Here is a 25,231-nt window from a genome sequence, read left to right as displayed (position 1 = left end):
ATTCCTCGTATGTACGGAGTGCTGACGGCCAATAATTTCCGGTTGTGTCGCATTCAGCCTCCCGGTGCAGCGCCGGAACTCCCAAGGTTTGGGAATTCCAGCGTTTTTCTGTTCCCCTCTAAGACCAGCGCGGTGCGCGGCAGCGAGGTGGAACAGGGCAAGCCCCGGCGGCGGACGGTTTCCGGTTACCACACTGTTTCCGGGACAGTTTTGACAGCGACGCGGCCAGTTACCCGGTCCCTTAATCCCAAGGGGGCGGTTCGTGATCCCAAGGCGAGCGCGCACGCGCCATGCCTGGCCAGCAGCAACTGATTACGGGCGGCCCCGCCGCCCAATGTTTCATACGGGCCGACGCTTGATGCGCCAGACTGTGCCGACGAATTCTGAAGGACCTTTCGCGACGCTGCGGAGTGACACTCCCGCGCGCCGCTTCGGTCCTCCGGCTTCCGATTCGGCGAGGCGCGAGAGACGGCGTTTCGGCCTTCCCCTCACCCCCGAATCAGGTGGACCGTCGCGTCACCCGGCAGCGCAACTCGCGCCCACGGTCGATCGCGCCCGCCGCCGCCAAGAGTTAAGACATGCCCAACAAGATGTTGATCGATGCCACCCACCCGGAAGAGACCCGGGTCGTCGTGGTCCGCGGCAATCGCGTCGAAGAGTTTGACTTCGAGACCGCGCAACGCAAGCAACTGCGCGGGAATATCTACCTCGCCAAGGTCACAAGGGTCGAACCCTCGCTCCAGGCCGCTTTCGTCGAATATGGCGGCAACCGCCACGGGTTCCTTGCCTTCAGTGAAATCCATCCCGACTACTACCAGATCCCGGTCGCCGACCGGCAGGCGCTGATCGAGGCCGAAGAGCAGGCCCATCGCGAAGCCGAGGAAGAGAGCGAGAACCGCTCCCACGGCCGCCGTCGCTCGCGCCACCGCAATGCCCGCCGCCGCGGCGGCCAAGGCGAACGCGTCCGCAGCGACATCGTCGAGGGTCTCGGCGCCGATCCGGCCGGCCAGCCGGTCGAGGGCCAGGCCCTGCCGGAGCACGCCGACGGCACTGCGCATGAGGGCGAGCACCCGCACGCCGATGCCGAGCATCACGGCGAGCACGAGGGTCACGACCACGATCATCATGACCATGATCACGGGCATGACGATCATGAGCACGATGATCACCACCATACCCATGATGGCGAGCACCATCACGCTCACGATCATGACGACCATGGCCATGACGACGAGCACGATCATCACGACCACGGTCATGCCGAGGAGACGCCCGCGCCCGTCGCAGCGATCGGCACCGAGCCCGTTGCCGAGCCGCAAGAGGCCGCCACCTTCGAAACGCACGGCGAGGCTTTTGCCGAAGCCGTGACCTTCGTCACCGAGCCGGCCGATGCCGTCTACGCTGCCGGTGAGAGCAGTGAAGCTTCGCATCATGACGCTGAAGCCAGGGCTGACGAAGACGACGAGGACGATGAAGACGGCGAGGAAGCCGAAGAGGAGCACGTCGAATCCGTCGGCGGTGACGACGTTCTCGAGGAAGTGCCGGAGCGCACCTTCCGCCCGCGCCGTCAGTACAAGATCCAGGAAGTCATCAAGCGCCGCCAGGTGATGCTGGTGCAGGTGGTCAAGGAAGAGCGCGGCAACAAGGGCGCGGCGCTGACGACCTACCTCTCGCTCGCCGGCCGCTATGCCGTGTTGATGCCGAACACCGCCCGTGGCGGCGGCATCAGCCGCAAGATTACCTCGGCCCAGGACCGTTCGCGCCTGAAGGAAGTGGTGCAGGATCTCGACGTGCCCGAGGGCATGGGCATCATCCTGCGCACTGCGGGTGCCGCCCGCACCAAGCCTGAGATCAAGCGCGACTTCGAATACCTGATCCGGATGTGGGAGACGGTGCGCGACCTGACGCTGAAGTCGCAGGCCCCGACGCTGGTCTACGAGGAAGGCTCGCTGATCAAGCGCTCGCTGCGCGACCTCTACAACAAGGAGATCGACGAGATCTCGGTCGCCGGTGACTCCGGCTACCGCGAAGCGCGCGACTTCATGAAGATGCTGATGCCCGCCAATGTCAGCGCGGTGAGGCAGTATCGCGACGGCCAGCCGCTGTTCTCGCGCATGGGCGTCGAAAGCCAGCTCGACGCGATGTTCTCGCCGACCGTGCAGTTGCGCTCCGGCGGCTACATCGTGATCAACCAGACCGAGGCGCTGGTCTCGATCGACGTCAACTCCGGACGATCGACGCGCGAGCACCATATCGAGGACACCGCGCTCAAGACCAATCTGGAGGCGTCCGAAGAGGTCGCCCGCCAGCTTCGCCTGCGCGACCTCGCCGGCCTGATCGTCATCGACTTCATCGACATGGACGAGAAGCGCAACAACCGTGCGGTCGAGCGCAAGCTGTCCGACTGCCTGCGGCAGGATCGCGCGCGCATCCAGGTCGGACGGATCTCGCATTTCGGCTTGCTCGAGATGTCGCGCCAGCGCATCCGCGCCAGCGTGCTGGAATCCTCGACCGATCCCTGCCCGCATTGCGGCGGCACCGGCCATGTTCGCTCGGTGTCGTCGGTGGCGCTGCAGCTGCTGCGCGGCCTCGAAGAGATCCTGATGAAGGGCGCGACCCACAACCTCGTGGTCCGCACCCGCACCGACGTGGCGCTCTATGTGCTGAACCACAAGCGCGGCCATCTGCGCGATCTCGAAAACGGCTTCAAGGTCTCGCTGTCTGTCATCGCCGACCCCAGCGTCAGCGGACCGCAGGCCTATGTCATCGACCGCGGCGAGCAGGTGCATACGCTCGAAGCCGCCAAGGCGTTGCTCGCAGCACAGGCGGCCGCAAGCCCGCCGCCGCTGGTCGAAGAAGCCTTTGACGACGAGGAGTTCGATTCCGAACTCGAATCCGAGGTCGAGACCGAGGAGACCGAGGGTCTCGCGGAAGAACAAGCTGCAGGCGATGCTTCGCCCGAGCAGGACGGCCAGCGCCGCAAGCGCCGCCGCCGCCGGCGTGGCCGCGGTGGTCAGCGGGACGGCGAGGCGCGCGAGGATGGCGCTCCCGCTTCTGCTGAAGGGGCCGTAGCGGTCGCAGGCGAAGGTGAAGAGGACGCCGAGGCCGAGCAGGACGGCGAGGAAGGCGAGGAGCAGGCCGCCCGTGGCGAACAGCAGGGCAGCGGCGACCGCCGTCGCCGGCGTGGTCGCAGGGGTGGACGTCGTCGGCGCGGTAACGGCGAGGAAGGTCTCGCCGGCTCTATCGGCGACGAGCTCACTGGCAATCCGCCGTCGGAAGCAACCGAAGCGGTCGCTGATTTCGACAGCTCCGGCAGCGAGACAGCGCCGTCGATTGCGCATTCGGACCATATCGCCCCGGTCGAAACGTCTCAGCCAGAGTTTCAGCTGCAGGCACCGGTTGAAACGCCGGTGCAGCCCGCGCCTGCTGCCGCTGTTGCCGAGGAAGAGCCCGCATCCGACGACAAGGCGGCGCGACGCCGCTCGACCGTCCGGGAGAAGGTGAGCTTCCTGTCGAGCAGCCCGAGCGAGCCGGCAACCCCGGTTGCGGCAGCGCCGGAACCAGTTGCTCCGCCCGCGCCTGAGCCCGCGCCGGAAGCGGCAAGCGAGACGTCGGCCGCACCGCGTCGCGCCGGCTGGTGGTCGCGCCGTTTCGGCGGCGGCGAATAGGACGAAACATCCAAATAAAAAAACGCCCGGCCTGGCCGGGCGTTTTTCATTTTATGCCACGCCTGAGTGTTACGGCGGCAGTTCGTCGCCACCGAGCGGCGCCACCTCGCGCGAAGCGATCTGGCGAAGCTGGTCGTAGAGATCGGGCGTCTCGCTGGTGCACAGACAGACGCCCGTGGCAGACGGGGCCTCGCCGGCGTTGAGGTAGGCGTGGCCCATGGTGCTGTCGAGATAGATGCCGTCGCCCTCGCCAAGGATCTCCGGCGCGTAGAACTCGGTGTGAACAGCGACGCGTCCGCGCGTCACCAGAAAATACTCTTCGCCGGCATGGCGCAGCAGCGGACCGAATTCGTCCAGCGAGCGCGCGCGGACCTCGGCCACGATCGGCACCATACGTTTGCCGATCAGATCGGTGCATTGATAGGTGTAGGTGTAGAATTTCGTGTTGATCAGCTGCCCCTGCCCGGCTCGGCTGATGCTCCGCCGCGCGGTGACCGGCCTGCCTTGCGCAGGCGCTGCGACCGCCGGATTGAACAGCTCCGCGATCTCCATTTTCAAGCCGGAGGTGAGCTGGAGCAGCTTGTCGTAGGTCAGCGACATCAGGCCGTTCTCGACCTTCGACAGGGTCGACAGCGCCATGCCCGTCCGCTCCGCCACCTGCTTGAGCGTCAGGCCGCGCGCCTGGCGCGCAGCCTTGAGACACTGGCCGAGCTGGGAGTTGGCACCTTCGGGCGTCGTGATCTCGCTCATGCAGCAACTCTATCACGCCGTCGGGAAAAAATATTGGCCGATCGGCCTAATCTTTTCGGCGCAATCCACCACGAAATACCTCTCCAGGCTGCCTCCTGGGCATGAAGGCCAGGATTTGTGCATGAAATGCCCTGATTTGACGAATATTGGTGCGCCAAACGCACTTTCCGATATGCTAAATCGTTTTCATAATTTGAAAGGGCTTGGCATTGTCCGAACTTTGCGACACGAGTGCCGTCGAGCTGCGCCGCCTGCTGGCCGCACGGGCGATCTCGCCCGTCGAGCTGCTCGACGCCTGCCTGTCCCGCATCGCCACCACCAATGCCGCCGTCAATGCGGTCGTGACGCTCGACGAGCCTGGTGCACATGCCGCCGCGAAGAAGGCTGAAGCCGGCATCCTGCGCGGCGAGGATCACGGCGCGCTGCACGGGCTTCCCGTCCTGATCAAGGATACGCAAGACACCGCCGGGATGCGCTCGACCTACGGCAGTCCCCTGTTGCGCGACAATGTCCCGGCCGCCGACCAGGGCTCGGTCGCGCGGCTGCGGGCGGCGGGCGCCATCATCTTCGGCAAGACCAACACGCCGGAATGGGCGGCGGGTGGCAACACCCGCAATCCTGTCTTCGGTGCGACCGGCAATCCCTTCGATCCCATGCGGTCGGCGGCCGGCTCCTCCGGCGGATCGGCGGTCGCGCTCGCCTGCGGCATGGCACCGCTCGCTTCGGGCTCCGACACCGGCGGATCGCTGCGCAATCCCGCGGGCTATGCCGGCATCGTCGGCATGCGTCCCTCCTACGGCCTTGTGGCGAGCGAAAAGCGCGCCTTCGGCTGGTCCAATCTGTCGACCGACGGACCGATGGCCCGCAACGTCGCCGATACCGCGCTGATGCTATCGGTGATGGCGAGCGACGATGCCCGCGATCCGCTCGCCTACACGCTTCCCGGCGAGCCCTTGCGCGGGCGCGCCGAGCGCTGGTCCGCACCGCGCCCCGCGGAGCTTGGCAAGCTGCGCCTCGCCTTCACCGAGGATTTCGGCTTCGCGCCGACCGAACAGGCCATCCGCCGCGTGTTCCGCGATCGCGTGAAGAGGCTCGCACCGCTGTTCGCCGAAAGCCGCGAGGCGACGCCGGACTGTACCGGCGCAGACGATGCCTTCGCCGTGCTGCGCGCCGGCCTGTTCCTGGCGATGCACGGCAAGAACTACAAAGAGCGGCCCGAGATGCTCGGCCCCAATGTCCGCGCCAATGTCAAGGAAGGCCTGAGCTACACGCTCGAAGATCACGGGCGTGCCGCGACGACGCAGACGCGGATCTATCGCGCCTACCAAAGCTTCTTCGAAACCTGCGACGTGCTGATCAGCCCGACGATCACGCTCAGTCCGCGGCCGTGGTCGGAGCTCTATCCCGCCGAGATCGACGGCGCGCCGACGAAATCCTATTTCCACTGGCTCGCGCTCGCCTATGCCGTCACGCTGCCCGGCCATCCCGCGATCAGCATTCCGCTCGGCGTCGATGAAGCCGGCCTGCCCTTCGGCCTGCAGATCGTCGGCCCGCGCGGCGGCGATGCCATCGTGCTCGCCGTTGCCGCAAGCCTGGAGGCCGCATTCGCGGGCGATGCGCAATTGCGCCGGCCGGTGCCTGACCTGGCGCGACTTGCGACGGCACCGCCGCTGTCGTCCGCGCCCGGCTTCCTCACCTGGGAATAGATCAAGCAAGCAGGCATGACCGCCGGGTCGCCGGCAAAGCGGAGATCCGCATGGCCGAATTGTCGAACCGCAAGACCGGCATCATCGCCTTCGTCCTGCTCTATGTCGCCTACTGCATCTCCTACATCGACCGCGCCGCGATCTCGCTGGCGCTGGCGCAGATCGGCAATGACTTCAATCTCCAGGCTGCCGATCTCGGCATCGTCATCAGCGCGTTCTTCCTGGGGTACGCCGCGATGCAGGTGCCGGGCGGATGGCTCTCCGACCGCTTCGGCTCGAAATACGTGGTGATCGTCACCATCGTGATGTGGTCGATTTTCACGGCCTTCACGAGCCTGGCGTGGTCGCTGACCTCGCTGATCGCGATCCGCTTCATCTTCGGCATTGCCGAGGGCGGATTTCCGCCGGCGAGCATCCGCGCTATAGCGGAGCTGTTCAAGAAGGACAGCCGGCCCAAAATGTCGGCGCTGCTGCTGTCGTCGAACTATGCCGGCAGTATGATCGCGCCGCTGATCATGGCGCCGCTGATCCTCTGGCTGGGCTGGCGTCATGCCTTCAATACCATCGGCATCGCCGGCGTCCTGTTCGCGGTGATTTATTTCGTCTTCGTTCCGCATCTCGCTCGTATCGGAATGGGGCCCGTGACGGCGAAGCCCCGCGCGCCGATGCGCGAGCTCATGAAGAATCCGCTGCTGTGGCAGCTGATGGTCGTGTGGTTCGGCCTGAGCTGCGTCAACAAGGGCCTGGATTCCTGGATGCCGCTCTATCTGCTCCAGCAACGCGGACTCGACCTCAAGACCGTCGGCGTGGTAGCGCCGATCCCGTTCGTGATGGCGACATTCGCAACCGCGATCGGCGGCTGGGTCATGACCACGTTCTTTGCCGAGCGCGAGAAATATCTGCTGATCGGCAACTCCGCGTTGACCGGCATCTTCCTCTACGCCATGTACAAGGCGGAGACGATCACGGTGCTGATCGTCTATCAGTCGCTGGTCTACTTCTTCAAATCCTTCGTGCTGGCCGCGGTGATTGCGCTCCCGACCAAACTCCTCCGTGACGATCAGATCGGGTCGGGTGTCGGCATGGTCAATCTCGGCGGCCAAAGCGCAGGCTTTGTCGCACCGGCGGCGATAGGCTTCATCGTGACCGGGACCGGATCGTTCGATGCCGCCTTCGGGTTCCTGGTCGCAATGACCGCGTTGTCCGTCGTCGTCGCCGCCACCATCAACACGGCGCAGCCCAGGCTTGTGCCGAAGCCGGCCTGACAGGAGACTTCTGCCGATGCAAAGCGCAATCATTCTCGGCGGCGGCATGGTGGGCGTCGGTGCCGCCTTGCATCTGAGGCAACGCGGCTGGACCGTCACGCTGGTCGACCGCAGGGAGCCCGGCCGCGAGACCAGCTACGGCAATGCCGGGATGATCCAGGCGGAAGCGGTGCGGCCCTATCCGATGCCGCGCGATCTCGCCTCGCTCATAAAGATCGCGACCGGCCGCACCAACGACGTGCGCTACAGCTTGTCCTCGTTGCATCGCCACGTCGAGCCCCTGCTCCGCTATTGGTGGCATTCGGCGCCGAAACGGCATCGCGAAGCGATCGCGGCCTGGTCGCAGCTGATCGCCTACGCGACGCCCGAACACGACATCCTCATTCGCGAAGCCCATGCCGACAATCTGATCCGCCGCGCCGGCTATCGCGCGCTGTTTCGCGATGCTGCCGCGCTCGACCAGTCGATCAAGGCCGCGGAAGAAGACCGTCGCGAGTTCGGCGTGAATTTTCGCGTGCTCTCGGGCAGCGAGCTGACCAAGGCCGAGCCGATCCTGCGCGACGATCTCCCTGGCGCGATCCATTGGCTCGACACCTGGACCGTGTCCGACCCCGGCGCCCTGGTCACCGCCTACGCCAATCTGTTCGAACGCCTCGGCGGCACCATCGTGCTCGGCGATGCGCAGTCGCTGCAGCAGACCGCGACTGGATGGTCGGTTGACACCGACAATGGCCGTATCGATGCCGCCAACGCCGTCGTGACGCTCGGGCCGTGGTCGCCGGATCTCTTGCACAAGTTCGGCTACCGGATTCCGCTGGTGCGCAAGCGCGGCTACCACATGCATTACAGCGGCGGCGCCTCGCTCGATTTGCCGCTGGTCGACAAGGGCCAAGGCTATGCCATGGGCCCGATGGCCAAGGGCATCCGCATCACCACAGGCGCGGAGCTGACGGGCCCGGATGCACTGGCAACGCCGGTGCAGCTCGCCAGTGCCGAAGCTTCCGCGCGCGAGTTGATCGACCTCGGCAAGCGCGCCGAACCGGAGCCGTGGTTCGGCACCCGTCCCTGCACACCCGACATGGTGCCGGTGCTCGGCCGCGCCCCGCGTCACCCCGGCCTCTGGATGAATTTCGGCCACGGCCACCAGGGCTTTACGCTCGGCCCCGCCACCGGACGCCTGCTCGCGGAGATGATGAACGGCGAGACGCCGTCAATCGATCCGACGCCATACCGGCCGGAGCGGTTCTAGCCCTCCGCTTTCGCGGCCAGCACTGAGAGCGCGACCGTCAGACGCATCAGCGGGTCATCCCATTCGCGGGGGCGGCGCTGACGGAACAGCCGCATGGTCGGATACCACGGGCTGTCCTCGCGATCGCGCAGCCAGCGCCAGTCGAGCGCGTATGGCGTGAGCATCCACACCGGACGGCCGAGCGCGCCGGCCAGATGCGCAACCGACGTGTCGACGGCGATGACGAGATCGAGCGCGGCCACGGCTGCCGCCGTGTCGGCGAAATTGCTGAGCGCAGGCGCGAGATCGATGATGTCGTCGCCGAGCGCCGCCAGCACCGCAGCATCTTCCGCGCGCGGCTCCTTTTGCAGGCTGTAGAGCTGCACGCCGGGCATCACAAGGCGAGGCAGGACCGCCTCTGCCGACAGCGAGCGCTGCCCATCGCCCTTGTGCTTGGGATTGCCGGCCCAGACCACGCCGACCTTCAGCCGCGTCTCGCGACCGAGCACGGCGCGCCAGCGCGACAGCTTCTCGGGGTCGGGATGCAGATACGGAACGTCCGCAGGCAGATTGTTCAGCGTGGTGCCAAACAGGCGTGGCAGGCTCATCAGCGGCAATTGCAGATCAAACGGCGGCAGCGCCTCGCCGCGCGGAATCACGGTGACATCGGGCAATTGCCGCAACAGCGCGGCGAGCGCGGGCTGCACCTGCAGGAGGACCTTGCCGCCTTTACCTGTCACCATCGGCAGATAGCGCACGAAATGCAGGGCATCGCCGAGGCCGTATTCGGCGAACACCAGCAAGGTGCGCCCCTTGAGCGGCTCGCCCTGCCATTCCGGCTCACTGAAAGTCGGATCGCCGTCCGACAGTGTCTTGCACTTGCGGCGCCACCGATAGGCGTCGAACCCTTCGGTGAAACGGCCGTTCATCAGCAGGAAATGCGCGTGGTTGTATTGCGCGAGCGCCTGCTCCGGATCGAGCGCAACTGCGCGGGCCGAGACTGTCAGCGCCTCGTCGATCTCGCCGGCGTTGCGCAGCGCGACCGCGAGATTGGCGTGGCCCTTGGCATAGGACGGATCGGTCGCAATCGCGCACCGATGCGCGGCGACCGCATCAAGGACGCGCTGCTGCTTCTCGAAGATGATGCCGAGATTGGTATAGGCGGGCGCGTGATCGGACTTGAGCCTCAGCGCGTGCTCGCAAGCCGCAACAGCGTCGTCGAGTTCGCCGAGATCGGAGAGGCAGGCCCCGAGATTGGTGGCGACCATATGATCTGCGGGATCGCGCGCGAATGTTTGCCGGTAGATCTCGGCGGCCTCCTGCAAATGGCGGGCTTCATGCAACACGAGACCAAGCAGGCGCAGCGCCGCGACATTGTCGGGCGCGAGCGCAATGGCGCGGCGGTACTGGACGATGGCCTCTTCGAGCAATCCTTGCCGATAGAGCGCCGCGCCGAGATTGCAGATCAAGCCGACATCGTCGGGATCGAGCTGGAGCGCACGGCGATAGGCGGCCAGGGCATCGCCCAACCTGTTCTGGTCCGCAAGCACGTTGCCGAGATTGAGCCAGGCGCCGCGAAAAGCGGGCTCGCGCGCGATCACGGCGCGATAGGAATCCTCCGCCTCGATCAGCCGTCCCTGCTCCGCAAGCGCGACGGCGAGATTGAAGCAGGCGCGCGTCAGATGCGTATCGAGCGCGATCGCGCGGCGGTAGGCGGTCTCGGCCTCGCCGAAGCGCGACAGCTCGCCGAGCGCCACGCCGAGCTTGTTGTGCAGGCCGGCGTCATCGGGCCGCCCGCGCAGCGCGCGCTCGAACGCGGCCACGGCGCCTGCGTGCTCGCCTTTCACGGCAAGCGCATCGCCGAGCGTGACCAGCGCTGGCGCGTGATCGGGATCGATAGTGAAGACCCGGTTGAGCAGCGCGGCGCCGTCGGCGGCACGGTTGGTGACGAAGGCCGCGACGGCGGCCAGATGCAGCGCCGGCACATGGTCCGGCTCCGCCTTCAAAACCTCGGTGCAGAGCACGTCCGCCTGATCCGGCCGACCGGCCGCAAAATGCTCCGCCGCCTCAAGCACAATCCGAGTTACAGCCGCATTGCCCACGATACCGCCCGCCCCTTCGACATCAGAGATGCCGGTTAAACGCGCGAGGCCGCGAATTCCGTCAGTCGATATGGGTGGCAAGAACTTTTCGGATGCGCTCGGCGTCCTCCGACGTCGCCGGGTTGTAGACGACCATGCCGAGATCGGGCCGGCCGTCGACCGAGAAGGCCGAATATTCGAACGCGACCGGGCCGAGCACGGGATGGCGCAGATGCTTGACGCCCTCGCCATAGTTGCGGACGTCGTTGTCGGCCCACAGCTTCGCGAATTCGGGGCTGAGCCGGCACATCTCGTCGACGAAGTCGGCGACATGCGAGACCGCACCTGCCCGCGCCGCATCCGCCCGGAACGCCGCGACCACGAAGCGCGCGACACTGTCCCAGTCATATTGCGCGGCCCGGATGTTGGGCTCGCTGAAGATCAGCCGCAGGATGTTGCGCCGTTCGGGCGGGAGTTTTGAATAGTCGGTCAGCACGAGCGTGGCCGCGCGATTCCAGGCGACGACGTCCCATATCGCGGTCCTGATGATTGCGGGGCTGGTCTCCAGCGCATCGAGCACGCGCTGAAGCCGCGGCGAGACCCCCTCACTTGCCTGGTAGCGGACTTCGGGCGGACGGCCGAGCCCGATCAGAAACAGATGCTCGCGCTCGACATTGGTCAGCATCAGCGCGGCGGAAATCCGATCGAGCACATCGGCTGATGGCGCGCCGCCGCGGCCCTGCTCCAGCCAGGTGTACCAGGTCGGGCTGATATTGGCCCGCTGCGCCACCTCCTCGCGCCGCAGCCCTGGTGTTCGCCTGCGGCTGCCGCCAAAGCCGAAGGCGGCCGCGTCGAGCCGGGTGCGCCGGTCTTTCAAATAGGTCCCGAGCAGATTCTCGCTGGAGGTCTCGCTCATCCTGTTAGCTATTATACCCTGATAATGTCACTACTTTACCCGGATAATCCTAGCGCAGATGCTGCCTCCTACCAACCTTTTGCCGATCTTTGGAGAACTGCTCATGCGTGTATTCGTCACAGGCGCCACCGGCTTCGTCGGCTCCGCCGTCGTTGCCGATTTGATCGCCGCAGGCCACAGCGTCACCGGCCTCGCCCGAAGCGATGCCGGGGCGGCCGCCCTCACCGCGATGGGCGCCGCTGTCCATCAGGGGTCCCTCGAGGACCACGCATCCCTGCGCAGCGGCGCGGCCGCCTCGGACGGCGTCCTGCACCTCGCCTTCAATCACGACTTCTCCAAATTCGCTGACAATTGCGAGCTCGACCGCCGCGCGATCATGGCACTTGGCGAGGAGCTGAAGGGCTCAGAGCGTCCGCTCATCGTCACGTCAGGCGTGGCGCTGCTCGCGCCCGGACGTCTCGCGACCGAGGATGATGCGGCGGCACGCCACTTTCCGCGCGTCTCGGAAGCCGCGGCCGAAGACCTTGCGGAGCAAGGCGTGCGCGCCGGGATCGTGCGGCTGCCACCCACCACCCATGGTGAGGGCGACCACGGCTTCGTGCCGCGCCTGATTGCGATCGCGCGCGAGAAAGGTGCCGCTGCCTATATCGGCGACGGCAACAACCGCTGGCCGGCTGCGCATCGCGTCGATGCCGCCCACGTCTATCGCCTCGCGCTCGAGCAAGGCGCATCGGCCCGCCGCTATCATGCGATCGCCGAGGAAGGTGTGCCGTTCAAGGTGATTGCCGAGGTGATCGGCAAAAGGCTAGGCCTGCCCGTGGTCTCGAAATCGCCCGACGAAGCCGAAGCGCATTTCGGCTGGTTCGCGCGGTTTACCGGTGTCGACGTCCCGACCTCGAGTGCGAAGACGCGTGCGGCTCTCGGCTGGGCGCCAAAAGAAATCGGGCTGATCGAGGATCTCGACCAGCCCTACTATTTCAAGGCCTGACGGCGCAACGCGCCGCCAGATGCAGCTTGCAGATCAGTCCGTCGTGACCGCGGTCTCGAGGTCGGTCGGATCGATCTGCCGGCTCAGCCGCGCATTGAGCTTGTCGCGATCGAGCTCGCCCTCCCACCAGGCGACGATCACGCAGGCCACGCCGTTGCCGCAGAGGTTGGTCAGCGCGCGGCACTCGCTCATGAACTTGTCGATGCCGAGCACGATCGCCATGCCCGGCACGAGCCGCGGATCGACCACGGCGAGCGTCGCGGCCAGCGTGATGAAGCCCGCACCGGTGATGCCGGAGGCGCCCTTCGAGGTCAGCATCGCCACGACCAGGATCGTGAGCTGCTGGCCGAAGGTGAGATCGAAGCCGAGCGCCTGTGCGATGAACAGGGTCGCCAGCGTCATGTAGATGTTGGTGCCGTCGAGGTTGAACGAATAACCCGTGGGCACCACCAGGCCGACCACCGATTTCGAGCAGCCGAGCCGTTCCAGCTTCTCCATCAAGGACGGCAGCGCGCTTTCCGACGACGAAGTGCCGAGCACGATCAGCAGCTCGTCCTTAATGTAGGCCAGGAACTTGAAGATCGAGAACCCTGCAAAGCGCGCGATGGTGCCGAGCACGACGAAGACGAACAGCGCGGCGGTCAGGTAGAACGTCGCGATCAGGCCCATCAGATTGAGGATCGCGCCGGTGCCGAACTTGCCGATGGTGTAGGCCATCGCGCCGAACGCACCGAGCGGTGCGGCCCGCATCACGATCGAGATGACGCCGAACACCGCATGGGCGGCATCGTCGATGAAGCTGCGGATCACATGGCCGCGTTCGCCGAGGCCCATGATGGCGAAGCCGAACAGCACCGAGAACAGCAGCACCTGCAGGATCTCGCCTTGCGCGAAGGCGCCGACCACCGTGTCGGGAATGATGTGCAGGATGAAGTCGACCGACTTCTGCGCTTCCGCCTGCTTGGCAAAGTTGGCAACGGCATTCGCATTGGCCGCCGCACTGCCGAAGCCCGCGCCCGGCCTGACGACGTTGCCGATGATGAGGCCGATGACGAGCGCGAAGGTGGAGACGACCTCGAAATAGACCAGCGCCTTGACGCCGATGCGCCCGACCTTCTTGGCATCCTGGATGTGGGCGATGCCGGAGACCACGGTGCAGAAGATGATCGGCGCGATCACCATCTTGATCAGCTTGATGAAGCCGTCGCCGAGCGCCTTGATCCAGTCGTTGGTGGCAACCGTCGGCCAGAGCCAGCCGACGATGGCGCCGAGCACGATGGCAATCAGCACCTGGACGTAGAGAATTTTATACCACGGCTTCGCCGCGCTCGGTGCGGCCGGCGCGCCGGTCATCGTTGTCGTTGTCATTGTTTCCTCCCCCCTCAAAATTTAGAGCCAGCCAAGATCAACTTGGCCGGCTCTGTCAATTGGAACCATTGCGTATGGTGAGTTCTAGACGCGGCGGTCGACGATCCGGCGCACCGCCGGCATCAGCGCGGCACCCAGCGCGTTCTTGACCACCGAGGCCGCAATGAACGGCGCAACGCCGACCAGCCAGGCCTTATCCGCGCCAAGGCCGATGCCGTAGGCCAGCCAGCCGAAACCGACGATGAAAATGACGACGTGGCCGACCGCCATTGCCGCAAACAGCGCCACGACGTTGCGATCCCAGCCCCGTTCGGCGAACCAGCCGATGACGAAGGCAGCCAGCACGAAGCCGTAGAGATAACCGGCGGTCGGGCCGACCAGCGGTGCAATTCCACCGACCGGACCGGCGAACACCGGCAGCCCCATCGCGCCTTCGGCGAGGTAGGCGACCATGGTTGCGCTGCCAAGGCGCCAGCCATAGGCCGCGCCGATCAGCAGCACGACCAGGGTCTGCAACGTCATGGGCACGTAAGGCAGCGGCAGGTTCACCTTGGCCGACAGCGCCATCAGCGCGGAGCCGAGCGCCACAAGGACTGCGGCGCGCAAGGCGCCGACGGTCTCACCCGGTCGGGTCGGCCACATCACTGCGGCAAGAGGAGAATGCGACGTTGCGGCGGACTGGACGGTTCGGTCAGACAAGATGCACTCCGGAAGGCTGTTCGAAACAGGCGGCTATTTAAGCCAGTGAGCGATCCGGTCAACTGCCTCGCGCATCTCCGCAGCCGATCGGGCATAGGAGAATCGGATGAACGAGCGGCCGTGGATCGGATCGAAATCGACGCCCGGCGTTGCGGCAACGTGGGCCTTCTCCAACATCTGCTTGGCGAAGCCGAAACTGTCCGAGGTGAAGTCCGAGACGTCGGCATAGAGATAGAACGCGCCATCCGCCGGCAGGAACTTGCTGAGGCCCGCCTTGGGCAATCCCTCGATCAGGATGCGCCGGTTTTCCTGATAGCCGTGTTTGATCTCCTCCATCTCGGCCGCGCCGTCGAAGGCGGCTTCGGCCGCAATCTGCGACAATGACGGCACCGAGATCGAGAGGTTCTGCTGCAGCCGTTCGATCGGTCGCACCAGAACCTCGGGCACGACCATCCAGCCGACGCGCCAGCCCGTCATGCAAAAATACTTCGAGAACGAGTTGATCACGAGGGCGTGCGGCGACAGCTCTGCCGCCGTCACCGCCGGAAAGGCATAGTCGAGCCCGTGATAGATCTCGTCGGAGATGAAGCGGATGCCGGCATCCTCTGACGCCGCGATCAGCCCGGCGAGCGCCTCCCGGGACATCATCGTTCCCGTCGGATTGGCGGGGCTGCCGACCAGCACGCCCTTCAGCGGCGCCTTGCGATGGGCAGCCAGCAGCGCCTCACCGGTCAGCGCGTGACGCGTCTCATGGGTGGTCTCGATCAGCACCGGCTCGCAGCCGAGCGCAGTGAGGATGTGACGGTACGGCGGATAGCCCGGCACTGTCACCGCGACGCGATCGCCGGGCTCGAACATCGACAGGAAGGCGAGGATGAACCCGCCGGAGGAGCCCGTGGTCACCACGATTCGCTCCGGGCTGACGGTGCAGCCATAGGCATCGCGATAGTGCCGCGCGATGCGCTCGCGCAAGGAGGGAATGCCGAGCGCCGAGGTGTAATCGATCCGCCCCGCTTCGAGCGCGGCATGGGCGGCCGCGATCGCGGTCTTTGGCGCGCCGGCCGCGGGCTGGCCGACCTCCATGTGAATGACATGGCCGCCGGCTGCCTCGATCCGGGCTGCCGCGGCCATCACGTCCATCACCATGAAGGGCGGAACATCACTGCGGCGGGAGGGCTCGAGCCACTGCCCCACCCGGTTCCTCAATGTCGCATCGTGCATCGATTTCTGCTATTTCGCTGGCGGACCGGTCCGTTCGGTCCGGAAAACAGGGCTCTTGCGCCCAAGACTAGCCGCATTATACGGCTCATAAGGGCATATCGCGTATCCGGTCCGCCGCCAATCGCCAAAACCAATCACAAAAACTGCATTACAAGCCCGTTTGACCCAGACCGTTTGATGTTGCTCCAGATCGCATTGCGCAAGAAGGCCTCCGCCCTGACCGCCCTCGTCACGGCGGCTGCGATCGCGCTGCTGCCGGTCCCGGCGACGCAGGCACAGGAAGGCCGGGGACCGCCGGTCCTGCGCGACACCGAAACCGAGCAGCTGTTGCGCGAATATACGCGCCCGATCCTGCGCGCCGCCGGTCTGGAGAAGCAGAACATCCAGATGGTGATCATCAACGACAACTCATTCAACGCGTTCGTCGCCGATGGCCGCCGCATCTTCGTCAATTACGGCGCGATCCTGCTGTCGGAGACGCCGAACCAGCTGATCGGCGTGCTCGCACATGAGACCGGGCATCTGGCCGGCGGCCATCTGTCCAAGATGCGCGAGCAGCTCGCCAGTGCCCAGACCCAGATGATCATCGCCATGCTGCTCGGCGCGGGCGCGCTCGTCGCAGGTGCGAGCCGTGGCTCCAGCAGTAGCAATAACGGGCTCGCCAATGCCGGCGCGGCTGCGATCGCAGGACCGCAGGAGATGATCCGCCGCTCGCTGCTGTCCTACCAGCGCCAGCAGGAAGAGAACGCCGACCGCGCCGGGGTGAAATTCCTGACCGCGACCCAGCAATCGCCGAAGGGCATGTACGAGACCTTCAAGCGCTTCACCAGCGAGAGTCTGTTCGCGGCGCACGGCGCCGATCCCTACCTGCAGTCGCACCCGATGCCCGCCGAGCGCGTCGCGGCGCTCCAGGAATTCGCCAGCACCAGCCCTTATTGGGACAAGAAGGACGATCCCGCCCTCCAGCTCCGCCACGACATGGTGCGCGCCAAAATCTCCGCCTTCATGGAGCGACCCGAAACGGTGTACCGCCGCTATCCCCTGACCAATGACGGCATGCCTGCGCGCTATGCCCGCGCCATCAGCACCTATCTGCACGGCGATTTGCGCAGCGCGCTGACCCAGATCGACGCGCTGATCGCGGTGCAGCCGAACAACCCGTACTTCTACGAGGTCCGCGGCCAGGCCCTGCTGGAGAGCGGCAAGCCGGCCGACGCGATTCCGCCCCTGCGCAAGGCCGTCGCACTGTCGAACAATGCGCCCCTCATCGAGATGTTACTTGGGCAGGCTCTGGTTGGAACCGATAATAAGGCCTACACGGACGACGCCGTTCGGATTCTCCGTGCCGCAGTGGCACGGGAGCCCGAGGCCCCTCTCGGCTACATGCAGCTCGCGATGGCCTATGGCCGAAAGGGAGACTATGCCGACGCGGATCTCGCCTCCGCCCAGGCCGCATATCTGCGCGGCGACAACAAGACCGCTCGCGAGCTCGCCACGCGCGCGAAAACCCGTTTCGCCGTCGGCACGCCCGGATGGGTCAAGGCTGACGACATCGTGGCGTCGAAACCGCCACGCAACTAGCCCGATCACGACATCCGCCACTTTGACGTCACGACACTCCGATTAGGTCCGCCGGGACGTTTTTTCGAAACCTGCTCTGGATAAGAGGATTTGCCAATGCCTTCGCTGCGCCTGCTTGCTCCCGCGCTGTTTGCGCTCGCCATCTTCGGCGCAACGGGACCGGCTTCGGCCGACAGCTTCTCGGATGCCCAGCGCACCGACATCGAGGCGATCATCAAGAACTACCTCGTCAGCCATCCCGAGGTGCTCGAGGAGGCCATGACCGAGCTCAGCAAGCGCCAGGCCGATGCCGAAACGAAGAAGCACGAGGCCAGCATCTCGCAGAACTCGGATGCGATCTTCAACTCGCCGCGCCAAGTCGTGCTCGGCAACAAGGACGGCGACGTCACCTTCGTCGAGTTCTTCGACTACAATTGCGGCTACTGCAAGCGCGCGATGAGCGACATGCTCGACCTGATGAAGGCCGATCCCAAGCTGAAGGTGGTGCTGAAGGAGTTTCCGGTGCTGAGCCAGGGCTCGGTCGAGGCCGCACAGGTCGCGGTCGCCGTGCGCATGCAGGATCCCTCCGGCAAGAAATATCTCGACTTCCACCAGAAGCTGCTCGGCGGTCGCGGTGCGGCCGACAAGGCGCGCGCGCTTCAAGCGGCCAAGGAAGCCGGCCTCGACACCGCGAAGATCGAGAAGGATATCGCGAGCCCCGAGGTGCGCGCCACCATCGAGGAGAATTTCAAGCTCGCCGAAGCGATGGGCATGAACGGCACGCCGAGCTACGTGATCGGCAAGCAGATCGTGGTCGGCGCCGTCGGCCTCGACGGTCTCAAGGAAAAGATCGGCGTTGCCCGCTGCGGCAAAGCGACCTGCTGACCACACTCCACACCGCCGCTACACATGCGACGAGGCCGGCTGAAAAGCCGGCCTTTTGCTTTTGCGCCCAACCTTGGCGCAATCCTGCAAACTCATTCATCTGGCGTTCAACAAACAAATCCCGCGGAACAGCAGATGTTCCGGAACAAGTGACACCTCCTCCCGTTGTCGGCGCGGGCAATGACGCAAAAGAAACACGTGAGGAGAATTCAATGTCGAACCGCTTTATGATCTCGGTGGCCGCAATCGCACTGATCGCCGGCACCGGTCTGGCGAACGCACAAGGCACGATGAAGAACGACAACAGCGGCGCCGGCGCGCAGCCGACGCAGCAGCAGCCGACGCAGCATGCGCAGCCTTCGGGCGGTGCGGCTGAGCACGGCGGCGCCATGACCAAGGAGAAGGGCACAGTCGGCCAGGCTGGCGGCGCCATGAAGCCGGGCGAAGAGAAGTCGCCCGGTGCGATGGAGAAATCCGGCGCGGCGGAGAAGTCCGGCGGCATGGAAAAGCCCGGCGCGATGAACAAGAACGCGGCTGACGACAAGGCCGGCGCGGCGAAGGGTGAGCGCGCCCAGGGTGCGCAGGACAAGTCGACTCAAGACAAGTCGAAGAGCATGAGCTCTGACTCCGCGACCAAGTCCGACAGCAAGGACATGAAGGCCGAGGACAACAAGGCCGGCGCCGCCAAGAGCAACAATGCCGAGAACCGTCCGGGTGCGACCGACAGCAAGTCGCAGACCACGACCGGCAACGCCGCGACCTCGGCAACCGCCGCTCCGCCGCCGGAGAAGCGGACCCAGATCTCAACGGCGATCAAGTCCGAGAAGATCGAGGAGACGACCAACGTCAACTTCAACATTTCGGTCGGCACGGCCGTCCCGGCGAGCGTCCGCTTCCATCCGCTCCCGGCCCGGATTGTCGAGATCTACCCGGAATGGCGCGGCTATGACGTGATCTTCGTGCACGGCCAGTACATCATCGTCCGTCCGCAGACGCGCGAGATCGTCTACATCATCGAAGGCTAAGCCCATTCGCTGATGCCCAAATGAGCCCTTGCCGAGCGATCGGCAGGGGCTTTTGGCCGATTGGACGGCCTCCCCCGCGGGTCCTGCCCGGCAGCCATGCTTTGGACTGGTTAACAAGCAATTTCCGTAGTTTCCGCACAGGTTTTTGCGAACTGGATGAGGCACCTGAAGCGGTCCCGGAGGCCCTTCAAGGCTTCCCCTAGGTCACTTTGTTACCTATAACCCCCGCCACGCCGAAACACGCGCCGGGACACGAATGGCCGAACCAGCAACCGACACGATCCTCGTTCTCAACGGGCCGAACCTCAACATGTTGGGGACGCGCGAGCCCGAGAAGTATGGCCACGCGACGCTGGCTGACGTCGAGGCGCTGTGCAGGGAGACGGCCGCGACCTTCGGCCTCAAGGCTGACTGCCGGCAGTCCAACCGCGAAGGCGAGCTGATCGACTTCATCCACGAGGCGCACGCGCGCAAGATGAAGGGCATCATCGTCAATGCCGGTGGCTACTCGCACACCTCGATCGCGCTGCACGACGCGCTGCTCGCGGTGCAGATCCCGACCGTCGAAGTGCACGTGACCAACATCCACGCCCGCGAGAGTTTCCGCCACCACTCCTACACCGCGCGCGCGGCCTTCGCCTCGCTCTGCGGCTTCGGCATCGAGGGCTACCGCCTCGCCATCCAGGGCCTTGCCGCCAAGGTCGGCATCAAGCCCAAAGCCTGACGCTCCCTCCTCACACAGAACATTCGGATCAAAGAACATGGCGCGCCAGCCAGACGACAAAGCAGCCGCAAAATTTTCCAGCGAGGATTCCGCACTCGTCCGCGAGCTCGCTCTGCTGCTCGATGAGACCAGCCTCACCGAGATCGAGATCGAGCGCGCCGGCCTGCGCCTGCGCGTCGCCCGCAACATCAGCGTCGCCGCGACCATGCCCGTTCCGCTCGCGCATGCAGCGCCCGCGCTTGTCGCTGCGCCTGCCGCAGCACCCGCGGCTGCTGCTGCCGACATGTCGAAGCATCCGGGCGCCGTGACCTCGCCGATGGTCGGCACCGCCTATTGGGCGCCCGAGCCCGGCGCCAAGCCGTTCGTCGAGGTCGGCTCGAAAGTCTCGGTCGGCCAGACGCTCTTGATCATCGAAGCGATGAAGACCATGAATCAGATCCCCTCGACGCGCGCCGGTACGGTGACCCAGATCCTCGTCGAGGATGGCCAGCCGGTCGAGTTCGGCGAGCCGCTCGTCATTATTGAGTAACGGCATTCAATAAACGCTTGAGGGCGGCCAGCTGCCCTCGCCGCGTCCCGCGCGCCAGTCCCTTAAGGACACCATGTTCGACAAGATCCTCATAGCCAATCGCGGCGAGATCGCCCTTCGCATCCTGCGGGCCTGCAAGGAGCTCGGGATCGCGACCGTCGCCGTGCACTCCACCGCCGACGCCGACGCGATGCATGTGCGCCTGTCGGACGAGAGCGTCTGTATCGGGCCGCCGCCGTCCAAGGACAGCTATCTCAACGTGCCCGCGCTGCTCGCGGCCTGCGAGATCACCGGCGCCGACGCCGTGCATCCCGGCTACGGCTTCCTGTCGGAGAACGCGCGCTTCGCCGAGATCCTCGGCGAGCACAATCTGCAATTCATCGGCCCCAAGGCCGAGCACATCCGCCTGATGGGCGACAAGATCGAGGCCAAAAAGACCGCCAAGAAGCTCGGCATCCCCGTGGTGCCCGGCTCGGACGGTGCGGTCGGTCCCAACGACGATGCGATGGCGATCGCCAGGAAGATCGGCTTTCCCGTGCTGGTGAAGGCGGCTGCCGGCGGCGGTGGCCGCGGCATGAAGGTCGCGCAGACCGAGGCGGATCTCCAGATCGCGCTGTCGACCGCAGCCAATGAGGCGAAGTCCGCCTTCGGCGACGCCTCCGTCTATCTGGAAAAATACCTCCAGAAGCCACGCCACATCGAGATCCAGATTCTCGGCGACGGCCGCGGTGGCGCGATCCATCTCGGCGAACGCGACTGCTCGCTGCAACGCCGCCACCAGAAGGTCTGGGAGGAAGGCCCCTCGCCCGTGCTGGCTGCGGCTGCGCGCGCCAAGATCGGCGAGACCTGTGCGAAGGCGATGCGCGAGATGAAATATCTCGGCGTCGGCACCATCGAATTCCTGTTCGAGGACGGCGAGTTCTACTTCATCGAGATGAACACGCGCATCCAGGTCGAGCATCCCGTCACCGAGAGCATCACCGACATCGACCTCGTGCTGGAGCAGATCCGCATCGCCGCCGGCGGCGAGCTGCCGGCCAAGCAGAGCGAGATCCAGATCATCGGCCATGCGATCGAGTGCCGCATCAACGCCGAGAACCCGCAGACCTTCCGCCCCTCGCCGGGCCGCATCACCCAATATCATCCGCCGGGCGGGCTCGGCGTCCGCATCGATTCCGCGGTCTATCAGGGCTACACGATCCCGCCCTATTATGATTCCCTCGTCGGCAAGCTGATCGTCCACGGCAAGACCCGCGCCGAATGCCTGATGCGCTTGCGCCGGGCGCTGGACGAGATGGTGGTGGAAGGCATCGAAACCACGCTGCCGCTGTTCCGCGACCTGGTGCGCCAACCCGCCATCATCGACGGCGACTACCACATCCACTGGCTGGAGCAGTACCTCGCCGGCAAGACGGAACCGGCCGGGAAATAAAGCTCCGCCATGGAACCCTTTGGCCCCAATCGCATTATGGACGGTTGGGGACAGTTCCAAGGGGGCGTTTTGAACTCCGCTACACGTAACGAGGCGAGACCGTCGTGACGGCTGGGGAACAGCGGCGGCGCGCATTTTGGCAGATCCTGCTGTTCGCGGCAGGACTCTTGGTGCTGACCGTGATCAGCGCCGGCTCCGTCTATCTCGTCAACGAGGCCCGAGACGACAGCAAATGGGTGGTTCACACCATCGAGGTGGAGAACCAGATCAATGCTCTGCTGCTCGAAGTCCGGCGCGCCGAGAGCGCCCTGCGCGGCTATCTCCTGACGCTGGGACCAGAATTCCAGGGCGACCACGAGAAGGCCGTTGCCGCCATCATTCCTGCGGTTGACCGGCTCACGCACCTCATTGGCGACAATCCCGCACAGCGCGACGGCATCGAGAAGCTGAGCGCGGCGATCGAGACCCGCCTCGGCCAATTCGCGCGCGAGATCGACCTCATCAGGCAGGGCCAGCAAGCCCAAGCCACCGCGCTCGCTCGCGAGGCGGCTGACGGCAACACCACCGCCACGATCGGCGATGTCGCGACCGCAATGATCGCCGAGGAAGAGCGACTGTTCCGCCTCCGTTCGGCGAATGCCGACCGCAGCCAGACGCTCGCTGCGTCGATGACCGGCATCGGCTCGGGTCTCGTCGTGTTGCTGGCCCTGATCTCGGTCTGGCTGGTGCGGCGCTCTGCCCGCGCCCGCGACGACGCCGAGACACGCCTGCGCGACTCCAATCTCAACCTGGAGGCCACCGTCGACGACCGCACGGCAGACCTGCGCGAAGCCAACGACGAGATCCAGCGCTTTGCCTATATCGTCAGCCATGACCTGCGCTCGCCGCTGGTCAACATCATGGGCTTTACCAGCGAGCTCGAGGAATTGGGCAAGGACATCTTTCGGCGAATCGGAGGGCTCACGGGCGTGCCGGCAGGCGGCCCGCCCGTCGATATCGCTGACATTCCGCTCGACGGCCCCGACAAGCAGATGTCGGCGGACTTTTCCGAAGCACTCGGCTTCATCAAATCCTCGATCGCCCGGATGGACCGGCTGATCTCGGCGATCCTCAACCTCACCCGCGAGGGCCGGCGCGAGTTCCAGCCGGAGAAGATCGACACGCGCGACTTCATCGAGGGCATCGTGTCGTCGGTGGCGCATCAGGCGGCCGAGGCGCAGGCCGAGATTCATATTGAGCCGCTGCCGAATATCGTCAGCGACCGCCTTGCGCTGGAGCAGATTTTCTCCAATTTGATCGACAACGCGATCAAGTATCTGAAGAACGGGGTCCCCGGCGAGATCAGAATTCGCGGGCGCACCAAGCTCGGCTACGCTATCTTCGAAATCAGCGACAACGGCCGCGGCATCGATCCAAAGGATCATCAGCGGATTTTCGACCTGTTCCGCCGGGCGGGAACCCAGGACAAGCCCGGTCAGGGCATCGGTCTTGCCCACGTGCGTGCACTTGTGCGCCGCCTCGGCGGCACGATGTCGGTATCGTCGGAACTGAACGCGGGCAGCACCTTCACGATCACGCTGCCCATCTCGTGGAACGCCAGCAACCGGAACGCTGAGAAATGACACTGCCCGTCACCATCATCATGATCGAAGACGACGAGGGCCACGCCCGGCTGATCGAGCGCAACATTCGCCGCTCCGGGGTCAACAACGAAATCGTGTCGTTCGCCAACGGTACCGCGGCGATGAAGCATCTGTTCGGCGCCGACGGCACCGGGCTTGCCCAGAAGGGCAACGCGCTCCTGATCCTGCTCGACCTCAACCTGCCCGACATGAGCGGGATCGATATCCTGAAGCAGATCAAGGAAAACAAATATCTCAAGGCCTCGCCCGTGGTGGTACTGACCACGACGGACGACAGCCAGGAGATCAAGCGTTGCTACGAGCTCGGCTGCAACGTCTACATCACCAAACCCGTCAATTACGAGAATTTCGCCAATGCCATCCGGCAGCTCGGCCTGTTCTTCTCGGTTATCCAGGTCCCGCCCGCCGCCTCATGACCCAGCGCACGCCAACCCTGCTTTACATCGATGACGACGGCGCGCTGGCGCGCCTGGTCGATCGCGGCCTGACGCGGCGCGGCTACAAGGTCATCCATGCCGCAAGCGGCGAGGAAGGCCTCGAGCGCATCCGCAGCGCGGGAGCTGAGGGCGGTATCGATGTCGTGGCGCTCGACCAGTACATGCCGGGTCTCGACGGGCTCGATACGCTCGAGCAGATCATGGCGATCCCGGACGCCCCGCCGGTGGTGTTCGTCACGGCCTCGCAGGATTCCAGCATCGCCGTCACCGCGCTGAAGGCCGGCGCGGCGGACTATCTGGTCAAGGACGTCAAGGGCGACTTCATCCCGCTGCTGCACGTCGCGGCCGAAGGCGCGCTGCGCCAGGCCGAGCTGCAACGCGCGCGCGAGGAAGCCGAGGCCGAGATCCATGCCTCGCGCGACCGCTACGCGGCGCTCGCTGCCGAACGCGAAATGCTGCTGCGCGAGGTCAATCACCGCGTCGGCAATTCGCTCCAGATCATCGCCTCGCTGTTGCATCTTCAGGCGAGCTCCGCCGGACAGGACGAGGTCAAGGCCGCACTGACCAACGCGATGGGCCGCGTCGCCGCCGTCGCCCAGGTGCATCGCCGCCTCTACACCTCGCAGGATCTGAAGAGCGTGGTGCTCAACCAGTATCTGGACTCCCTGCTCGAGGATCTCCGCCGCTCCGCCGAAGGCAACCGGATGTCGCGCCTCACGGTGAAGGCCGAGCCGGTCGAGATCGACCCGGACCGCGCGGTCGCCGTCGGCATCATCGTCAACGAGCTGGTGATGAACGCGGTGAAATACGCCTATCCCGATGGCGCCGGGCCCATTCATGTCGAGCTCACCTCGCAGGGCGACGATCTCCTGCTGTCGATCACCGACGACGGCGTCGGCGACGCCGTAAAGGCCGATCCGCGCTCCACCGGCATGGGCCAGCGCATTGTCGCAGCCATGGCCACCAAGCTCGATGCCACCGTCGAGCGCGATCCAGAGCATTCCGGAACGCGCATCATCCTGCGGTTCCAGCGCACGCCGGCGGCCACCGGCAAGGCGAACACCGCCGCGGCGGGCTGATCCGCATCCGGAATTACCCCCCATCGC

The 25,231-nt window shown here is 65.3% G+C and carries 21 protein-coding genes; 14 read left to right on the top strand and 7 right to left on the bottom strand.

The window, feature by feature from the left end; translation table 11 throughout:
- Positions 1-488: 488 nt before the first annotated feature.
- A complete protein-coding gene (locus tag FXB40_RS49795) occupies positions 489-1,433 on the bottom strand; it encodes a hypothetical protein (RefSeq protein ID WP_283812863.1) in 945 nt (314 codons plus the stop codon).
- On the opposite strand from FXB40_RS49795, the gene FXB40_RS01470 reads away from it, so the two are divergent.
- Positions 1,365-3,668, top strand: a complete 2,304-nt coding sequence (locus FXB40_RS01470; RefSeq protein WP_283812862.1) for an Rne/Rng family ribonuclease — start codon at positions 1,365-1,367, stop codon at positions 3,666-3,668. The two genes, FXB40_RS49795 and FXB40_RS01470, sit on opposite strands and share 69 nt — an antisense overlap.
- Before the next feature lie 69 nt (positions 3,669-3,737).
- Here the strand turns inward: FXB40_RS01470 and FXB40_RS01465 are convergent, their stop codons facing one another.
- Positions 3,738-4,418 carry a helix-turn-helix domain-containing protein gene (locus FXB40_RS01465; protein ID WP_148770442.1) on the bottom strand — a complete coding sequence of 227 codons (681 nt, stop codon included), beginning with the start codon at positions 4,416-4,418 and terminating at the stop codon, positions 3,738-3,740.
- Between the two features lie 209 nt (positions 4,419-4,627).
- Between FXB40_RS01465 and FXB40_RS01460 the strand changes: the two genes are divergently transcribed.
- Genes FXB40_RS01460 through FXB40_RS01450 form a run of 3 tightly spaced genes read left to right on the top strand, consistent with a single transcriptional unit; the run spans position 4,628 to position 8,638 of the window.
- Positions 4,628-6,124: an amidase gene (locus FXB40_RS01460; protein WP_148770440.1), complete on the top strand. Its 1,497-nt coding sequence runs from the start codon at positions 4,628-4,630 to the stop codon at positions 6,122-6,124.
- Between the two features lie 50 nt (positions 6,125-6,174).
- Positions 6,175-7,389: an MFS transporter gene (locus FXB40_RS01455; protein WP_148770438.1), complete on the top strand. Its 1,215-nt coding sequence runs from the start codon at positions 6,175-6,177 to the stop codon at positions 7,387-7,389.
- A gap of 16 nt (positions 7,390-7,405) precedes the next feature.
- The gene (locus FXB40_RS01450) at positions 7,406-8,638 is read left to right on the top strand and encodes an NAD(P)/FAD-dependent oxidoreductase (protein ID WP_148770436.1); all 1,233 of its coding nucleotides are present in this window, start codon (positions 7,406-7,408) and stop codon (positions 8,636-8,638) included.
- Here FXB40_RS01450 and FXB40_RS01445 read toward each other — a convergent pair.
- Both FXB40_RS01445 and FXB40_RS01440 read right to left on the bottom strand, forming a co-directional pair.
- Positions 8,635-10,719: a tetratricopeptide repeat protein gene (locus FXB40_RS01445; protein ID WP_187436592.1), complete on the bottom strand. Its 2,085-nt coding sequence runs from the start codon at positions 10,717-10,719 to the stop codon at positions 8,635-8,637. The two genes, FXB40_RS01450 and FXB40_RS01445, sit on opposite strands and share 4 nt — an antisense overlap.
- A 61-nt stretch (positions 10,720-10,780) precedes the next feature.
- Positions 10,781-11,614 (bottom strand): helix-turn-helix transcriptional regulator, encoded by an 834-nt coding sequence (locus tag FXB40_RS01440; RefSeq protein ID WP_148770434.1) that lies wholly within the window; start codon positions 11,612-11,614, stop codon positions 10,781-10,783.
- A gap of 103 nt (positions 11,615-11,717) precedes the next feature.
- On the opposite strand from FXB40_RS01440, the gene FXB40_RS01435 reads away from it, so the two are divergent.
- Positions 11,718-12,602 (top strand): SDR family oxidoreductase, encoded by an 885-nt coding sequence (locus FXB40_RS01435; RefSeq protein ID WP_148770432.1) that lies wholly within the window; start codon positions 11,718-11,720, stop codon positions 12,600-12,602.
- A gap of 33 nt (positions 12,603-12,635) precedes the next feature.
- Here FXB40_RS01435 and FXB40_RS01430 read toward each other — a convergent pair whose 3' ends face one another.
- The 3 genes from FXB40_RS01430 to FXB40_RS01420 all read right to left on the bottom strand — a co-directional run bounded on the left by FXB40_RS01430 (position 12,636) and on the right by FXB40_RS01420 (position 15,890).
- The gene (locus FXB40_RS01430) at positions 12,636-13,970 is read right to left on the bottom strand and encodes a dicarboxylate/amino acid:cation symporter (RefSeq protein ID WP_148770430.1); all 1,335 of its coding nucleotides are present in this window, start codon (positions 13,968-13,970) and stop codon (positions 12,636-12,638) included.
- 84 nt (positions 13,971-14,054) lie between these two features.
- Positions 14,055-14,612 carry a biotin transporter BioY gene (locus FXB40_RS01425; protein WP_148770501.1) on the bottom strand — a complete coding sequence of 186 codons (558 nt, stop codon included), beginning with the start codon at positions 14,610-14,612 and terminating at the stop codon, positions 14,055-14,057.
- 90 nt (positions 14,613-14,702) lie between these two features.
- Positions 14,703-15,890: a pyridoxal phosphate-dependent aminotransferase gene (locus tag FXB40_RS01420; protein ID WP_148770428.1), complete on the bottom strand. Its 1,188-nt coding sequence runs from the start codon at positions 15,888-15,890 to the stop codon at positions 14,703-14,705.
- Between the two features lie 177 nt (positions 15,891-16,067).
- Here FXB40_RS01420 and FXB40_RS01415 point away from each other — a divergent pair, with 177 nt between their 5' ends.
- The 9 genes from FXB40_RS01415 (at position 16,068) to FXB40_RS01375 (ending at position 25,204) form a co-directional block, all read left to right on the top strand.
- Complete coding sequence (locus tag FXB40_RS01415) at positions 16,068-17,471, top strand: M48 family metalloprotease (RefSeq protein WP_148770427.1); 1,404 nt, start codon at positions 16,068-16,070, stop codon at positions 17,469-17,471.
- A 96-nt stretch (positions 17,472-17,567) separates the two neighbouring features.
- Positions 17,568-18,335, top strand: a complete 768-nt coding sequence (locus FXB40_RS01410) for a DsbA family protein (RefSeq protein WP_148770425.1) — start codon at positions 17,568-17,570, stop codon at positions 18,333-18,335.
- 212 nt (positions 18,336-18,547) lie between these two features.
- Complete coding sequence (locus tag FXB40_RS01405; protein ID WP_148770423.1) at positions 18,548-19,360, top strand: DUF1236 domain-containing protein; 813 nt, start codon at positions 18,548-18,550, stop codon at positions 19,358-19,360.
- Positions 19,361-19,616: 256 nt separating this feature from the next.
- Positions 19,617-20,084 carry a type II 3-dehydroquinate dehydratase gene (aroQ, locus tag FXB40_RS01400; protein WP_148770421.1) on the top strand — a complete coding sequence of 156 codons (468 nt, stop codon included), beginning with the start codon at positions 19,617-19,619 and terminating at the stop codon, positions 20,082-20,084.
- 37 nt (positions 20,085-20,121) lie between these two features.
- Entirely contained in the window at positions 20,122-20,613 is a 492-nt protein-coding gene (gene accB / locus FXB40_RS01395; RefSeq protein WP_148770419.1) for an acetyl-CoA carboxylase biotin carboxyl carrier protein, read from the top strand.
- Positions 20,614-20,686: 73 nt separating this feature from the next.
- Positions 20,687-22,045, top strand: coding sequence for an acetyl-CoA carboxylase biotin carboxylase subunit (gene accC, locus FXB40_RS01390; RefSeq protein ID WP_148770417.1), 1,359 nt, complete (start codon positions 20,687-20,689; stop codon positions 22,043-22,045).
- A gap of 104 nt (positions 22,046-22,149) precedes the next feature.
- A complete protein-coding gene (locus FXB40_RS01385) occupies positions 22,150-23,667 on the top strand; it encodes a sensor histidine kinase (RefSeq protein WP_148770415.1) in 1,518 nt (505 codons plus the stop codon).
- Positions 23,664-24,104 (top strand): response regulator, encoded by a 441-nt coding sequence (locus FXB40_RS01380; protein WP_027530890.1) that lies wholly within the window; start codon positions 23,664-23,666, stop codon positions 24,102-24,104. Before FXB40_RS01385 ends, FXB40_RS01380 begins: the two co-directional genes overlap by 4 nt.
- Positions 24,101-25,204 (top strand): sensor histidine kinase, encoded by a 1,104-nt coding sequence (locus FXB40_RS01375; protein WP_148770414.1) that lies wholly within the window; start codon positions 24,101-24,103, stop codon positions 25,202-25,204. The genes FXB40_RS01380 and FXB40_RS01375 overlap by 4 nt, the downstream gene beginning before the upstream one ends.
- The last annotated feature ends 27 nt before the right edge of the window (positions 25,205-25,231 follow it).

It is taken from the genome of Bradyrhizobium rifense (assembly GCF_008123425.1).
Classification (GTDB): Bacteria; Pseudomonadota; Alphaproteobacteria; order Rhizobiales; family Xanthobacteraceae; genus Bradyrhizobium; species Bradyrhizobium rifense.
This window is presented reverse-complemented; position numbering and strand designations above follow the sequence as displayed.

Bases quoted from the DNA above. Each gene is read 5' to 3' on its own strand.
- FXB40_RS49795 (WP_283812863.1), bottom strand. From the start codon at position 1,433: ATGATGCGAAGCTTCACTGCTCTCACCGGCAGCGTAGACGGCATCGGC.
- FXB40_RS01465 (WP_148770442.1), bottom strand. From the start codon at position 4,418: ATGAGCGAGATCACGACGCCCGAAGGTGCCAACTCCCAGCTCGGCCAG.
- FXB40_RS01455 (WP_148770438.1), top strand. From the start codon at position 6,175: ATGGCCGAATTGTCGAACCGCAAGACCGGCATCATCGCCTTCGTCCTG.
- FXB40_RS01450 (WP_148770436.1), top strand. From the start codon at position 7,406: ATGCAAAGCGCAATCATTCTCGGCGGCGGCATGGTGGGCGTCGGTGCC.
- FXB40_RS01440 (WP_148770434.1), bottom strand. From the start codon at position 11,614: ATGAGCGAGACCTCCAGCGAGAATCTGCTCGGGACCTATTTGAAAGAC.
- FXB40_RS01435 (WP_148770432.1), top strand. From the start codon at position 11,718: ATGCGTGTATTCGTCACAGGCGCCACCGGCTTCGTCGGCTCCGCCGTC.
- FXB40_RS01430 (WP_148770430.1), bottom strand. From the start codon at position 13,970: ATGACAACGACAACGATGACCGGCGCGCCGGCCGCACCGAGCGCGGCG.
- FXB40_RS01425 (WP_148770501.1), bottom strand. From the start codon at position 14,612: ATGTGGCCGACCCGACCGGGTGAGACCGTCGGCGCCTTGCGCGCCGCA.
- FXB40_RS01420 (WP_148770428.1), bottom strand. From the start codon at position 15,890: ATGCACGATGCGACATTGAGGAACCGGGTGGGGCAGTGGCTCGAGCCC.
- FXB40_RS01415 (WP_148770427.1), top strand. From the start codon at position 16,068: ATGTTGCTCCAGATCGCATTGCGCAAGAAGGCCTCCGCCCTGACCGCC.
- FXB40_RS01410 (WP_148770425.1), top strand. From the start codon at position 17,568: ATGCCTTCGCTGCGCCTGCTTGCTCCCGCGCTGTTTGCGCTCGCCATC.
- FXB40_RS01405 (WP_148770423.1), top strand. From the start codon at position 18,548: ATGTCGAACCGCTTTATGATCTCGGTGGCCGCAATCGCACTGATCGCC.
- aroQ (WP_148770421.1), top strand. From the start codon at position 19,617: ATGGCCGAACCAGCAACCGACACGATCCTCGTTCTCAACGGGCCGAAC.
- accB (WP_148770419.1), top strand. From the start codon at position 20,122: ATGGCGCGCCAGCCAGACGACAAAGCAGCCGCAAAATTTTCCAGCGAG.
- accC (WP_148770417.1), top strand. From the start codon at position 20,687: ATGTTCGACAAGATCCTCATAGCCAATCGCGGCGAGATCGCCCTTCGC.
- FXB40_RS01380 (WP_027530890.1), top strand. From the start codon at position 23,664: ATGACACTGCCCGTCACCATCATCATGATCGAAGACGACGAGGGCCAC.
- FXB40_RS01375 (WP_148770414.1), top strand. From the start codon at position 24,101: ATGACCCAGCGCACGCCAACCCTGCTTTACATCGATGACGACGGCGCG.